Source organism: Romboutsia sp. CE17 (assembly GCF_012317385.1).
In the GTDB taxonomy this organism is placed as follows: Bacteria; Bacillota; Clostridia; order Peptostreptococcales; family Peptostreptococcaceae; genus Romboutsia_E.
Genome location: NZ_CP051144.1, coordinates 2852329 through 2866216 on the forward strand (window position 1 = coordinate 2852329; position 13888 = coordinate 2866216).

Annotated in this window: 11 protein-coding genes, 1 tRNA gene and 3 rRNA genes; 14 read left to right on the forward strand and 1 reads right to left on the reverse strand. The window is 37.0% G+C overall.

Annotated features, from left to right (window positions below):
* The first annotated feature begins 33 nt into the window (after positions 1 to 33).
* The 14 genes from rpsD to rrf all read left to right on the forward strand — a co-directional run bounded on the left by rpsD (position 34) and on the right by rrf (position 12436).
* Complete coding sequence (gene rpsD / locus HF520_RS13885) at positions 34 to 660, forward strand: 30S ribosomal protein S4 (protein ID WP_168574491.1); 627 nt, start codon at positions 34 to 36, stop codon at positions 658 to 660.
* Positions 661 to 735: 75 nt separating this feature from the next.
* Entirely contained in the window at positions 736 to 1683 is a 948-nt protein-coding gene (locus HF520_RS13890) for a DNA-directed RNA polymerase subunit alpha (RefSeq protein ID WP_168574492.1), read from the forward strand.
* A gap of 20 nt (positions 1684 to 1703) precedes the next feature.
* Entirely contained in the window at positions 1704 to 2045 is a 342-nt protein-coding gene (gene rplQ, locus HF520_RS13895) for a 50S ribosomal protein L17 (RefSeq protein ID WP_018590396.1), read from the forward strand.
* 187 nt (positions 2046 to 2232) lie between these two features.
* The gene (locus tag HF520_RS13900; RefSeq protein ID WP_207711008.1) at positions 2233 to 3066 is read left to right on the forward strand and encodes an energy-coupling factor transporter ATPase; all 834 of its coding nucleotides are present in this window, start codon (positions 2233 to 2235) and stop codon (positions 3064 to 3066) included.
* On the forward strand, positions 3054 to 3920 hold the full coding sequence (locus tag HF520_RS13905; RefSeq protein WP_168574494.1) for an energy-coupling factor transporter ATPase: 867 nt from the start codon (positions 3054 to 3056) through the stop codon (positions 3918 to 3920). Before HF520_RS13900 ends, HF520_RS13905 begins: the two co-directional genes overlap by 13 nt.
* Entirely contained in the window at positions 3914 to 4714 is an 801-nt protein-coding gene (locus HF520_RS13910; RefSeq protein ID WP_168574495.1) for an energy-coupling factor transporter transmembrane component T family protein, read from the forward strand. Before HF520_RS13905 ends, HF520_RS13910 begins: the two co-directional genes overlap by 7 nt.
* An 11-nt stretch (positions 4715 to 4725) precedes the next feature.
* The gene (truA, locus tag HF520_RS13915) at positions 4726 to 5457 is read left to right on the forward strand and encodes a tRNA pseudouridine(38-40) synthase TruA (RefSeq protein ID WP_168574496.1); all 732 of its coding nucleotides are present in this window, start codon (positions 4726 to 4728) and stop codon (positions 5455 to 5457) included.
* A gap of 118 nt (positions 5458 to 5575) precedes the next feature.
* Positions 5576 to 6007 carry a 50S ribosomal protein L13 gene (gene rplM / locus HF520_RS13920; protein WP_168574497.1) on the forward strand — a complete coding sequence of 144 codons (432 nt, stop codon included), beginning with the start codon at positions 5576 to 5578 and terminating at the stop codon, positions 6005 to 6007.
* A gap of 28 nt (positions 6008 to 6035) precedes the next feature.
* A complete protein-coding gene (gene rpsI / locus HF520_RS13925; protein ID WP_168574498.1) occupies positions 6036 to 6428 on the forward strand; it encodes a 30S ribosomal protein S9 in 393 nt (130 codons plus the stop codon).
* Between the two features lie 76 nt (positions 6429 to 6504).
* Complete coding sequence (cwlD, locus tag HF520_RS13930; protein WP_243155154.1) at positions 6505 to 7230, forward strand: N-acetylmuramoyl-L-alanine amidase CwlD; 726 nt, start codon at positions 6505 to 6507, stop codon at positions 7228 to 7230.
* A 324-nt stretch (positions 7231 to 7554) separates the two neighbouring features.
* Positions 7555 to 9055: ribosomal RNA gene (locus tag HF520_RS13935) — 16S ribosomal RNA — on the forward strand.
* A 111-nt stretch (positions 9056 to 9166) separates the two neighbouring features.
* Positions 9167 to 9242 (forward strand) — tRNA-Ala (locus HF520_RS13940).
* A 91-nt stretch (positions 9243 to 9333) separates the two neighbouring features.
* Positions 9334 to 12235 (forward strand): 23S ribosomal RNA (locus HF520_RS13945).
* Between the two features lie 84 nt (positions 12236 to 12319).
* Positions 12320 to 12436, forward strand: a 5S ribosomal RNA gene (gene rrf, locus HF520_RS13950).
* Together the 16S, 23S and 5S rRNA genes with 1 tRNA gene alongside form the textbook arrangement of a ribosomal RNA operon.
* Positions 12437 to 12550: 114 nt before the next feature.
* Here rrf and HF520_RS13955 read toward each other — a convergent pair.
* Positions 12551 to 13738: a pyridoxal phosphate-dependent aminotransferase gene (locus HF520_RS13955; RefSeq protein ID WP_168574499.1), complete on the reverse strand. Its 1188-nt coding sequence runs from the start codon at positions 13736 to 13738 to the stop codon at positions 12551 to 12553.
* Positions 13739 to 13888 lie beyond the last annotated feature (150 nt).

The window sequence follows — 13888 nt, forward strand, 5'->3', positions numbered from 1 at the left end:
TTTTATACAGAATAATTTAGGAGGTGTAAAGACATGGCAAGATATACAGGTGCATCTTGTAGACAATGCCGTAGAGAAGGAATGAAGTTATTCCTTAAAGGCGAAAGATGTCATACAGATAAGTGTGCTATAGAAAAAAGAAACTATGCTCCTGGTCAACATGGACAAGGAAGAAAGAAAGTTTCTAACTATGGTTTACAATTAAGAGAGAAACAAAAAGTTAAGAGAATATACGGAGTTTTAGAAACTCAATTCAGAAACTTATATGAACGTGCAGATAAAATGCCTGGTATAACAGGGGAAAACTTATTAAGTTTATTAGAAAGAAGATTAGACAACGTAGTTTACAGAATGGGATTAGCATCTTCTAGAAAAGAAGCTAGACAATTAGTAACTCACGGTCACTTCACTTTAAATGGAAATAAGGTAGATATACCTTCTATAACTGTTAAAGCTGACGATGTTATAGCAGTTAAAGAAAACTCTAAAACTTCTGCTAAATTCAAAGCTTTAGTAGAAGCTAATGCATCAAAAGTAGCTCCTAAGTGGTTAGATGCAAACTTAGAAGGAATGACTGCTAAAGTTGTTGCTATGCCAACAAGAGAAGATATAGATCTTGAAATAGCTGAACACTTAATAGTAGAGCTTTACTCTAAGTAATAAGCAAGTTTTAAAATTAATTTTTAAAATTGTTTACCCTCAGTGGATTAATAAATTTAAAGGAGGGTTTTATCCATGATAGAAATAGAAAAACCTAAAGTAGATATAATAGAACTTAGCGAAGACTATAGATATGGTAAATTCGTTATAGAGCCTCTAGAAAGAGGTTATGGTATAACTATAGGAAATGCTTTAAGAAGAGTATTATTATCATCTTTACCAGGGGTTGCTGTAAATTCTATAAAAATAGATGGAGTTCTTCATGAATTCTCAACAGTACCAGGTGTTAAAGAAGATGTAACTGAAATAATATTATCTTTAAAAGAGCTTTCAGCTACTATTGATGGAGAAGGAAGTAGAACTCTTAAAATAGAAGCACAAGGACCATGCTCTATCAAAGGATCAGATATAATATGTCCTCCTGATGTTGAAATATTAAGTAAAGACTTATTAATAGCTACGCTAGATGATAATGCGAAGTTTAATATGGAAATATCTATAGATAAAGGTAGAGGATATGTTTCTGCTGAAGAAAATAAAACAGAGAATATGCCTATAGGTGTTTTACCTGTAGACTCAATATATACTCCTGTTGAAAAAGTGAGCTACCATGTAGAAAATACAAGAGTAGGTCAAAAAACAGATTATGACAAGTTAGTACTTGAAGTTCAAACTAACGGTAGCATAAATCCTCAAGAAGGAATATCTTTAGCTGCTAAAGTACTAGTTGAGCATTTAAATCTATTCATTGATTTAACAGAGCACGTAAGCAATGTTGAAATAATGGTAGAAAAAGAAGAAGACCAAAAAGAAAAAGTTCTTGAAATGACTATAGAAGAATTAGATTTATCAGTTAGATCTTACAACTGTTTAAAGAGAGCGGGAATAAATACAGTTGAAGAGTTAGCTAATAAGTCTGAGGACGATATGATGAAGGTTAGAAACCTTGGTAAAAAGTCACTTGAGGAAGTTATCCAAAAGTTAGAAGAACTAGGATTAGGTCTTAAACCAAGCGAAGAATAGTGAGCAAAGGAGGGATTGGCATGGCTAATTACCGTAAATTAGGACGTGTGACTTCACACAGAAACCTTATGTTAAGAAACTTAGTAACTGACTTACTAAGATGTGGTAGAATAGAAACTACAGTAACAAGAGCAAAAGAAACTCGTAGAATGGCTGAAAAGATGATAACTCTTGCTAAAAGAGGAGATCTTCACGCTAGAAGACAAGTTTTAGCTTACGTTATGGATGAAACTGTAGTTAACAACTTATTCACTGATATAGCTCCAAAGTATGCTGAGAGAAATGGTGGATACACTAGAATAATCAAAAAAGGACCAAGAAGAGGCGACGCTGCTGAAATGGCTTTTATAGAATTAGTATAGTATAAAAAAAGATTAAGCTTTTGCTTAATCTTTTTTTATACATTTTTTTAATAAATATGAAAATTATATGCTATACTAATAAAGCGAATTTTGTATATTAAGAATTATCTTTTTTTTTATGGTTATGATATAATACTACTAAATTTGATTTTTTATATTACTGCTTAATGAAAAAGGAGTAGATTTGATGAATAATATAATAGAAGTAAATAATATTTCATTCGAATATATAACAGAAGAAGATAGCTTTAAAGCTATAGATGATTTAAGTTTAAACATAAAAGAAGGTGAATTTCTTGCAATTATAGGACATAATGGTTCGGGAAAATCAACTCTATCTAAAAATTTAAATGCTATTTTAATGCCAACCAAAGGGAATATCCTTATAGATGGTATGGATACTAGAGAAGAAGATAAGTTATGGGATATAAGACAAACAGCTGGAATGGTATTTCAAAATCCTGATAACCAAATTGTGGCTACTGTAGTAGAAGAAGATGTAGCTTTTGGACCAGAAAATTTAGGTATAAAACCTGAAGAAATAAGAAAAAGGGTAGATGAATCTCTTAAAAGTGTTGGTATCTATGATCTAAGAGATAGACAACCTCACTTATTATCTGGTGGTCAAAAGCAAAGAGTCGCTATTGCGGGAATAATAGCTATGAAACCTAAGTGTGTAATTTTTGATGAAGCAACAGCGATGTTAGATCCTTCTGGAAGAAAAGAGGTTATGAGTACTATAAAAAGGCTAAATAAAGAAGAGAATATAAGTGTAATACATATAACTCACTTTATGGAAGAAGCAGTTGATGCAGATAGAGTCATAGTTATGGAAAAAGGGAAAAAGGTACTAGAGGGGACACCAAAACAAGTTTTCTCTAAAATAGATATGTTAAAAAAAATAGGTCTAGATGTACCTTATATGACAGAGTTATCTAAGGAATTAAATAAAGAAGGTCTTAAGATTGAATCTGATATATTAACAGTAGATGAGATGGTGATGCAATTATGTCAATTATAGTAAAAAATTTAACTTATATATATAACGAAGATATGCCTTTTTCGAGTAAGGCATTAGATAATGTTAGCTTTGAAATAGAAGATAGAGATTTTGTTGGTATTATAGGTCATACAGGATCTGGGAAATCTACACTTATTCAACATTTAAATGGACTTCTAAGGCCCTCATCTGGAGAGATTTATATAAATAATTTTAATATAACTAATCCAGAATTAAACTTAACAGAAATTAGAAAAAGAGTAGGGGTAGTATTTCAATATCCAGAATATCAGCTTTTTGAGGAAACAGTTGAAAAAGATATAGCGTTTGGACCTGGTAATTTAGGTTTGAGTGAAGAAGAAATTGAATTACGTGTAAAATCATCTATGGAAGCTGTAGGATTAAATTATGAAGAGTATAAAGATAAATCTCCGTTTGAATTATCTGGAGGACAAAAACGTAGGGTTGCAATAGCTGGAGTTATAGCTATGAATCCTGAAGTTTTAATTTTAGATGAACCAACAGCTGGTCTTGACCCTGGGGGAAGGGATGAAATATTTGATCTTATAAGAACTCTTCATAAGGAACATAATATGACTATAATATTGTCATCTCATAGTATGGATGATATGGCTAAGCTAGCGAATACAATAATAGTTATGAATCATGGTAAAGTTGAGTTTATGGGAACTCCTAGAGAAGTATTTAATAATAATGCTACAAGATTAAAGGAAATAGGGTTAGATATACCCCAAACCATAGAATTAGCTATAAAACTAAGAGAGAAAGGCTTTAATGTTCGTCAAGATATATTGACTATACAAGAAGCTAAAGATGAAATAATAAGAGTTATGAGAGGAAGAGGAAAATGTTAAAAGATATAACTATTGGTCAGCATTACCCTACACAGTCCCTTATACATAAGTTAGATTCAAGAGTAAAGCTTGTAGCTACATTTATATTTATGGTGTCATTATTTATAATTAATAAATTTTGGCCATACTCATTAGTGATAATATCTTTATTAGGAATAATAAAGTTATCTAAAATACCGTTTAGATATATTTTAAAGGGGCTAAAACCTCTTAGATGGATTATACTGTTTACATTTGTTATAAATATATTTTTCTTGCCAGGAGAGAATCCTGTATTGTCATTTGGTTTCTTAAAGGTAACTCAAGAGGGTATAAGCCAAGCTATATTTATGGCTATAAGGCTTACATTACTTGTACTAGGGACTTCTATGCTTACCTTAACAACTTCACCAATGGATCTTACAGATGGTATAGAAAGGCTTCTAAGCCCTTTTAATAAGGTTGGATTACCTGTACATGAATTAGCAATGATGATGACTATAGCGTTAAGGTTTATACCTACATTACTAGATGAAACTGATAAAATTATGAAAGCTCAAATGTCTAGAGGTGCAGATTTTGAAAGCAAAAATTTGATTGATAGGGCGAAAAATTTAGTGCCTTTATTAGTACCTTTATTCGTAAGTGCATTTAGAAGAGCAGATGAACTTGGTACAGCTATGGAAGCAAGATGCTATAGAGGTGGATATAATAGAACTAAAATGAAGCAGTCTATTTTAACAAAGGCTGATTATATATCTTATGTATTACAATTTATATATTTAGGGAGTATAATAGTTACTAGATTTATATAAAGAGGTAGAGCATGAGAAATTTAAAGATAAAAATACAGTATAATGGAGCCAATTATTGTGGATGGCAAAAGCAGCCTGATTCTTTAGGTATACAAGGAACAATCGAAAAGGCTATTTATGAAATAACAAATGAAGAAGTAAAAATTACTGGATCTGGGAGAACTGATGCAGGAGTTCATGCTTTAGGACAAGTAGCAAACTTTAAATTAAACTCTAAAATACCTGCTGATAGAATACCAAATGCATTAAATGCTAAACTGCCTAAAGATATAGCTGTAATAGAATGTGAAGAAGTTAAAGATTCGTTCCATGCTAGATATAGCGCAAAAGGTAAGAGGTATAGATATTTAATTTACAATAGTCCTTATAGAAATCCTATTTATAAAGACACATCTTATCATGTAAAATATGATCTTGATTTTAATAAAATGTGCGAAGAAGCTAAATCATTAATAGGAACACACGACTTTAAAGGTTTTATGAGTTCAGGATCGTCTGTAGTAGATACAGTTAGAACTATATATGATGTAGAAATAACTAGAGAAGAAAATTTAATTACTATAGAAGTAGAAGGTAATGGTTTTTTATATAATATGGTAAGAATAATAGTAGGGACATTAGTAGATATAGGTAGAGGTAGAATAGAAGATAATTTAGCTGAAATAATTAATTCTAAGAGTAGATCTAAAACTGGTCACACTGCTCCAGCACATGGATTATTTCTTAAAAAAGTTGATTATTAGCTTGACACACATCTATGCATATATTAAAATTAGTAGGAGTGTGTTAATAAGTCCACTTGCCCCGGACTTGACATAAACGGTAAAATTTTAAAGGAAAAAAAGTTAAGGAGGGACAACTATGAAAAGTTATATAGCTAAGCCAGCTGATGTACAAAGAAAATGGTACATCGTTGATGCTGAAGGAAAAACATTAGGTCGTTTAGCAACTGAAATAGCGACTGTATTAAGAGGAAAGCACAAGGTTACTTTCACACCACATGTTGACGGAGGAGACTTTGTTGTTGTTGTTAACGCTGATAAAGTAGTTTTAACAGGAAAGAAATTAGATCAAAAAATGTACAGATACCACACTGGTTATGTAGGTGGTTTAAAAGAAATATCATACAAAGAAATGATGGCTAAGAAGCCAGAAGAAGTTGTAGCTCACGCTGTAAGCGGAATGTTACCAAAGAACAAATTAAGAAGCAGAATGATGACTAGATTAAGAGTATTCGCAGGACCAAACCATGATCATGCAGCTCAAAATCCAGAAGTTTTAAACTTTAAATAATAATTAACGGGTGAAAGGAGGAGTTATCATGGCAAACGTTCAATACTACGGAACTGGAAGAAGAAAAAGCTCTGTTGCTAGAGTTAGATTAGTAGCAGGTGAAGGAAACATAATAATAAATGGAAGAAATGTTGAAGAATACTTCAACTATGAAACATTAATAAGAGATGTTAAGCAACCATTAGTATTAACTAATAATGAAGCTAAATACGATGTAATAGTAAAAGTTGAAGGTGGAGGATTCACTGGACAAGCTGGTGCTATAAGACATGGTATATCTAGAGCTTTATTAAAAGCTGATGCTGAATTAAGACCTGCTTTAAAGAAAGAAGGATTCTTAACTAGAGATGCTAGAATGAAAGAAAGAAAGAAATATGGATTAAAGGCAGCAAGAAGAGCTCCACAATTCTCAAAGAGATAATTTTATTCATATACTTGTACAAAAGACTTTGGAATATTCCAAAGTCTTTTTTAATATAAATGTACAGGGTGATATTGTGAGAAAGTACATAAAATACATAGTTTTTGGGATGATAGCTACAATATTAACAATATGGTGTATCTTAAAAATAAGAGAAGTATCTGAAGAAACTATTGGTTATATGCCTATAACTAATAAAACTATTGTTTTGGATGCAGGTCATGGAGGTATAGACTCTGGAGCTTCTAATAATGATAAGACTATATTTGAGAAAAATATCAACTTATCAATAACTCTTAAGTTAAAAGAGCTTATAGAGTCTAGTGGTGGTTTAGTTATATTAACTAGAGATGATGACAGTAGTTTGTACGAAGAGTCTGGAAATAAAACAATTAGACAGAAATATAATGAAAATTTAAGAAATCGAAAGAATATAGTCGATGAATCAGATGCGGATATGTTTATATCTATACACTTAAATTCATTTCAACAATCTAAGTACTATGGAGCTCAAACTTTTTATCCTGAAGGTCAAGAAGATGGAAAGATCTTGGCATCATATGTTCAAAATGAATTAAAAAGGGTAGTTGATGAAAGTAATAATAGAGTCATAAAACCAAGAGGTGACTTATATTTATTAAAAAACTGTAAGATGCCATCTATATTGATTGAGTGTGGATTTCTATCAAATGAAAAAGAAGCTAAATTATTAAATGATGAAAAATATCAAGAAAAAATAGCTTGGGCTATATATGCAGGGATTCAAAAATATTTTGGTGAAAATGGGTATAAAAATGAGTAAAAAGAAAATAATAGCTTATGTCAGGAATAAATACTGATATAAGCTATTATTTAATTATTTACTAAGAAGTTTAAAAATAATAAAAAAGTTTAAAAAAAGTGTTGACGATAATAAATATAAATGTTATTATTAATGAGTGCTCAACAATAGCACAAATTAAGAACTTTGAAAATTAAACAGTAGGTTAATTTATATAACTAAATTCTTTATTTGAGCAACGGGATATTCTCCTAGAGAATAGACGTTGGCGAATGATTTTAAGAATTAAACACAAACAACCAAGCCAGATATTCAGATAATGATTAGCTGAGCGATGGACAACTTTTATTTGAGAGTTTGATCCTGGCTCAGGATGAACGCTGGCGGCGTGCCTAACACATGCAAGTCGAGCGAACCCTTCGGGGTGAGCGGCGGACGGGTGAGTAACGCGTGGGTAACCTGCCCTATACACACGGATAACGTACCGAAAGGTACGCTAATACGAGATGACATAAGAGATTCGCATGGATTTCTTATCAAAGCTCCGGCGGTATAGGATGGACCCGCGTCTGATTAGCTAGTTGGTAAGGTAACGGCTTACCAAGGCGACGATCAGTAGCCGACCTGAGAGGGTGATCGGCCACATTGGAACTGAGACACGGTCCAAACTCCTACGGGAGGCAGCAGTGGGGAATATTGCACAATGGGCGAAAGCCTGATGCAGCAACGCCGCGTGAGCGATGAAGGCCTTCGGGTCGTAAAGCTCTGTCCTCAAGGAAGATAATGACGGTACTTGAGGAGGAAGCCCCGGCTAACTACGTGCCAGCAGCCGCGGTAATACGTAGGGGGCTAGCGTTATCCGGAATTACTGGGCGTAAAGGGTGCGTAGGTGGTTTCTTAAGTCAGAGGTGAAAGGCTACGGCTCAACCGTAGTAAGCCTTTGAAACTGGGAAACTTGAGTGCAGGAGAGGAGAGTGGAATTCCTAGTGTAGCGGTGAAATGCGTAGATATTAGGAGGAACACCAGTTGCGAAGGCGGCTCTCTGGACTGTAACTGACACTGAGGCACGAAAGCGTGGGGAGCAAACAGGATTAGATACCCTGGTAGTCCACGCCGTAAACGATGAGTACTAGCTGTCGGAGGTTACCCCCTTCGGTGGCGCAGCTAACGCATTAAGTACTCCGCCTGGGAAGTACGCTCGCAAGAGTGAAACTCAAAGGAATTGACGGGGACCCGCACAAGTAGCGGAGCATGTGGTTTAATTCGAAGCAACGCGAAGAACCTTACCTAAGCTTGACATCCTTTTGACCTCTCCCTAATCGGAGATTTCCCTTCGGGGACAGAAGTGACAGGTGGTGCATGGTTGTCGTCAGCTCGTGTCGTGAGATGTTGGGTTAAGTCCCGCAACGAGCGCAACCCTTGCCTTTAGTTGCCAGCATTAAGTTGGGCACTCTAGAGGGACTGCCAGGGATAACCTGGAGGAAGGTGGGGATGACGTCAAATCATCATGCCCCTTATGCTTAGGGCTACACACGTGCTACAATGGGTGGTACAGAGGGCAGCCAAGTCGTGAGGCGGAGCTAATCCCTTAAAGCCATTCTCAGTTCGGATTGTAGGCTGAAACTCGCCTACATGAAGCTGGAGTTACTAGTAATCGCAGATCAGAATGCTGCGGTGAATGCGTTCCCGGGTCTTGTACACACCGCCCGTCACACCATGGGAGTTGGGGGCGCCCGAAGCCGGTTAGCTAACCTTTTGGAAGCGGCCGTCGAAGGTGAAACCAATAACTGGGGTGAAGTCGTAACAAGGTAGCCGTATCGGAAGGTGCGGCTGGATCACCTCCTTTCTAAGGAGAATTGCCTACTGTTTAATTTTGAGGGTTCTTAAAAATCCTTAAAAAAAATATTGACAAGAATCGACAAAGTTATTATAATATAACCTGTTGAAAAAATAATATGGGGGTGTAGCTCAGCTGGGAGAGCACTTGCCTTGCACGCAAGGGGTCAGGAGTTCGATCCTCCTCATCTCCACCATTAGTACTTTGAAAACTGCATAACATTTAGTGATATGACATCATTTAATTATAAATAGACAGAGAAGTCTTTAAAATCAACTTTAATAACTGGTCAAGTTATTAAGGGTGCAGGGCGGATGCCTTGGCACTAGGAGCCGATGAAGGACGTGATAAGCTGCGATAAGCTTCGGGGAGTTGCACGTAAACTTTGATCCGAAGATTTCCGAATGAGGAAACTCACTTAGAGTAATGTCTAAGTATCGTTAAGTGAATACATAGCTTAGCGAGGGGAACCCGGGGAACTGAAACATCTAAGTACCTGGAGGAAGAGAAAGAAAAATCGATTCCGTAAGTAGCGGCGAGCGAACGCGGAACAGGCCAAACCAATGAAGTTTACTTCGTTGGGGTTGCGGACATGTCATTAACGAAGAGGTATCGTAAGTGAAGAGAGTTGGAAAGCTCCGCTATAAAAGGTAATAGCCCTGTAGCTGAAACGAGAAGACTTTAGACATGATCCAGAGTACCACGGGACACGTGAAACCCTGTGGGAAGCAGGAGGGACCATCCTCCAAGCCTAAATACTACCTAGTGACCGATAGCGCATAGTACCGTGAGGGAAAGGTGAAAAGAACCCCGGGAGGGGAGTGAAATAGAACCTGAAACCCTGTACTTACAAGCTGTGGGAGCACATTTCTTGTGTGACCGCGTACTTTTTGTAGAACGGGCCAACGAGTTACGTTAAGTAGCAAGGTTAAGCACTTAAGGTGTGGAGCCGTAGCGAAAGCGAGTCTTAAATGGGCGATTTAAGTTACTTGGCGTAGACCCGAAACCGGGCGACCTATCCATGAGCAGGTTGAAGCGAAAGTAAAATTTCGTGGAGGACCGAACCCACGAGCGTTGAAAAGCTCGGGGATGACTTGTGGATAGCGGTGAAATTCCAATCGAGCCCGGAGATAGCTGGTTCTCCCCGAAATAGCTTTAGGGCTAGCCTCAAGGTTGAGAGAAGCGGAGGTAGAGCACTGAATGTCCTAGGGGGTATTGCACTTACCGAAGACTATCAAACTCCGAATGCCGTATTCTTATACTTGGGAGTCAGACTGTGGGTGATAAGATTCATAGTCAAGAGGGCAACAGCCCAGATCGTCAGCTAAGGTCCCTAAATGTACGTTAAGTGGTAAAGGATGTGGGATTGCACAGACAACCAGGATGTTGGCTTAGAAGCAGCCACTCATTTAAAGAGTGCGTAATAGCTCACTGGTCGAGTGATCCTGCGCCGAAAATTTCCGGGGCTAAAACGTACTACCGAAGCTACGGCATCATTATGATGGGTAGGGGAGCTTCGTATGCAGGTTGAAGCATGACCGTAAGGACATGTGGACAGTATACGAGTGAGAATGTTGGCATGAGTAGCGAGATGTGGGTGAGAATCCCACAGGCCGTAAACCCAAGGTTTCCAGGGGAAGGTTCGTCCGCCCTGGGTTAGTCAGGACCTAAGCCGAGGCCGAAAGGCGTAGGTGATGGACAACAGGTTGATATTCCTGTACCACCAATAACCGTTTGAGAGATGGGATGACACAGTAGGATAAGCTAACCGTACTGTTGGTTATGTACGGGCAAGCATTGAGGCAGTTCCTATAGGCAAATCCGTAGGAATAATGCTAGGATGTGATGCGGAGCGAAATTTAGTAGCGAAGTAGCTGATTTCACACTGTCGAGAAAAGTCTCTATCGAGGTTAAAGGTGCCTGTACCGCAAACCGACACAGGTGGGTGAGGAGAGTATCCTAAGGCCAGCCAGAGAACTGTTGTTAAGGAACTCGGCAAAATGACCCCGTAACTTCGGGAGAAGGGGTGCCTGCATTTGCAGGCCGCAGAGAATAGGCCCAAGCGACTGTTTACCAAAAACACAGGTTTCTGCTAAGTCGCAAGACGATGTATAGGAGCTGACGCCTGCCCGGTGCTGGAAGGTTAAGGGGATCTGTTAGAGCAATCGAAGCAGTGAACTTAAGCCCCAGTAAACGGCGGCCGTAACTATAACGGTCCTAAGGTAGCGAAATTCCTTGTCGGGTAAGTTCCGACCCGCACGAAAGGCGTAACGATTTGGGCACTGTCTCAACAACAGACTGGGTGAAATTGTAATACCGGTGAAGATGCCGGTTACCTGCGACAGGACGGAAAGACCCCATGGAGCTTTACTGTAGCTTGACATTGGGTCTTGGTACTACATGTACAGGATAGGTGGGAGACTATGAAGCGTGAACGCCAGTTTGCGTGGAGTCACCCTTGGGATACCACCCTTGTAGTACTGGGACTCTAACCATAGGCCATGAATCTGGTCTTGGGACACTGTCAGGTGGGCAGTTTGACTGGGGCGGTCGCCTCCCAAAAAGTAACGGAGGCGCTCAAAGGTTCTCTCAGTACGGTCGGAAATCGTACGTAGAGTGTAAAGGCACAAGAGAGCTTGATTGCAAGACATACAGGTCGAGCAAGGACGAAAGTCGGACTTAGTGATCCGGTGGTTCCGCATGGAAGGGCCATCGCTCAACGGATAAAAGCTACCCTGGGGATAACAGGCTTATCTCCCCCAAGAGTCCACATCGACGGGGAGGTTTGGCACCTCGATGTCGGCTCATCACATCCTGGGGCTGTAGTAGGTCCCAAGGGTTGGGCTGTTCGCCCATTAAAGTGGTACGCGAGCTGGGTTCAGAACGTCGTGAGACAGTTCGGTCCCTATCCGTCGCAGGCGTAGGAAATTTGAGGAGACCTGTCCTTAGTACGAGAGGACCGGGATGGACGCACCTCTGGTGTACCAGTTGTTCTGCCAAGGGCATAGCTGGGTAGCTAAGTGCGGAATGGATAAGCGCTGAAAGCATCTAAGCGCGAAGCCGACTTCAAGATAAGATTTCCCACCGTAAGGGTAAGACCCCAGGAAGACTACCTGGTTGATAGGTCGAAGGTGTAAGTGCAGTAATGTATTTAGCTTATCGATACTAATAGGTCGAGGACTTGACCACAATTTAAATGATAAATTCTAAATGATATGCAGTTTTCAGAGTATTAACTCTAAATAACTTAATAATAAGTTAATCGAAAGATTATGTGGTTACTATAGCAAAGAGGATACACCTGTTCCCATTCCGAACACAGAAGTTAAGCTCTTTAGCGCTGATGGTACTTGGGGGGCAACCTCCTGGGAGAGTAAGACGTAGCCACGTAATCTTTTTTATTATATACATTTAAATAATGTAATATGGCTTAAAGCTAGATAATCAAAATAAAAAAGTAGATACTATCGATAGTATCTACTTTTTTATTTTGATTAAGATTAATTAAGAATTCATTATTTGTGATAAGAATAGATCAAGTCTATTTAAGCCTTCTAAAAAATCATTTTCTTCACACGCATATGATATACGAATGTAGTAATCTATTCCGAAGGCTAATCCAGGTACTATAGCCACATTAAATTTATCTAAAAAAGCTTCACAAAACTCTACGGATAAGCTTTTATCATATTTAAATTTATTTTTTATCTTAGATATATCTATAAATACGTAGAAGGCTCCATTAGGATAAATGTAACTTATATTATTAATAGAATCTAACTTTTTAGTTAATAAGTTTCTTCGATGTTTATAAGTTTTTACCATTTCTTTGATGTCTTCACTACAAGATTTTAATGCTCCGTATCCTATGTACTGAGATGTTAGAGATGGATGTGAAACAAGATGACCTTGAATAGCACAAATTCCTTTTGCAATTTCTTTATTAGAAGCAGAATAACCTAATCTAACACCTGTCATAGCTGCTGATTTAGCAAATCCGTTTATTGTAATTGTAATATTTTTAATATCTTCATTTAGAGATGCAACAGAAACAAAATTATCTATGTAGCATATTTTTTCATAAATTTCATCAGCTAATATATATATATTATTTTCTAAGCAAACATTGGCTATATCTAGTAGTTCATCTCTTGTATAAACAGCTCCTGTAGGATTTGAAGGATTATTTAATATAAGTAGTTTGGTCTTCGGTGTTATATATTTTTTTAATAAATCTCCTGTTAGTTTGAAATCATTATTTTTACTAGTTTCTATAGCTACAGGAACAGTATTTACTATTTTAGTCATTTCAGAATAGCTAACCCAATATGGTTTCGGAAGTAATACTTCATCACCAGGATTAGTTATTGCTAATAATGTATTTGTAATGGCATGTTTAGCACCACTTGTAACTACGATTTCATCTATAGAATATTTGCAATTATTTTCTTCTAAAAGTTTTTTACATATTTCTTCTCTTAAAATCTTTAAACCTGGAACTAAGTTATATTTAGTTTCATTATTATTTAAAGATTCTACTCCATATAATTTAGCTTTTTCAGGAACATTAAAATCGGGTTCTCCGATGCTCAAATTAATTATATCTTTACCAGAGCTTTTTAATTCACTAACTTTTGAGCTTATTCCGACTGTGACAGATGGAGTGATGTCTAATAGTCTATTTGATAACATAATATTTCTCCCCCTTTGAATTTTATATCTTATATGTTATACGAAAATTTAGAAAAATAATACCTAAAACTATAAAATAAATAAATTCCTGCTTATATTAAAATATTTATTAAATTTGGTTAAAAAAATTAATAATAGAATTCATTTTAC

Bases quoted from the DNA above. Each gene is read 5' to 3' on its own strand.
- rpsD (WP_168574491.1), top strand. From the start codon at position 34: ATGGCAAGATATACAGGTGCATCTTGTAGACAATGCCGTAGAGAAGGA.
- HF520_RS13890 (WP_168574492.1), top strand. From the start codon at position 736: ATGATAGAAATAGAAAAACCTAAAGTAGATATAATAGAACTTAGCGAA.
- rplQ (WP_018590396.1), top strand. From the start codon at position 1,704: ATGGCTAATTACCGTAAATTAGGACGTGTGACTTCACACAGAAACCTT.
- HF520_RS13900 (WP_207711008.1), top strand. From the start codon at position 2,233: ATGAATAATATAATAGAAGTAAATAATATTTCATTCGAATATATAACA.
- HF520_RS13905 (WP_168574494.1), top strand. From the start codon at position 3,054: ATGTCAATTATAGTAAAAAATTTAACTTATATATATAACGAAGATATG.
- HF520_RS13910 (WP_168574495.1), top strand. From the start codon at position 3,914: ATGTTAAAAGATATAACTATTGGTCAGCATTACCCTACACAGTCCCTT.
- truA (WP_168574496.1), top strand. From the start codon at position 4,726: ATGAGAAATTTAAAGATAAAAATACAGTATAATGGAGCCAATTATTGT.
- rplM (WP_168574497.1), top strand. From the start codon at position 5,576: ATGAAAAGTTATATAGCTAAGCCAGCTGATGTACAAAGAAAATGGTAC.
- rpsI (WP_168574498.1), top strand. From the start codon at position 6,036: ATGGCAAACGTTCAATACTACGGAACTGGAAGAAGAAAAAGCTCTGTT.
- HF520_RS13955 (WP_168574499.1), bottom strand. From the start codon at position 13,738: ATGTTATCAAATAGACTATTAGACATCACTCCATCTGTCACAGTCGGA.